A 255-nucleotide genomic window follows, 5' to 3' on the forward strand; every position below is an offset into this window, starting at 1 on the left:
TGAGATATTGGGATTACTACAATATGACGGAAACCTTTACTGATTTACACGAAAGAGCTAGCCAAAAAGAATCTTTTAACCATCTATATGACATTATTACATCCAGAGAAAATATTCTACTAGCTTACCGGACAATCAAAACCAATAAAGGTTCAAAAACACCTGGTACAGATGGAAATACCATCAAATACATTAAAAAGCTATCGGAAAGTGAATTAGTTAAAGTAATCCAAACAAAACTAAAAAACTATCATC

1 pseudogene is annotated in these 255 nt (G+C 31.4%); it reads left to right on the plus strand.

Annotated elements, in window-relative coordinates:
• Positions 1–255: pseudogene (locus ACQCT8_RS19085) on the plus strand (reverse transcriptase domain-containing protein); the annotation flags it as partial.

The organism is Jeotgalibacillus proteolyticus, from assembly GCF_050107735.1.
Taxonomy (GTDB): Bacteria; Bacillota; Bacilli; order Bacillales; family Jeotgalibacillaceae; genus Jeotgalibacillus; species Jeotgalibacillus proteolyticus_A.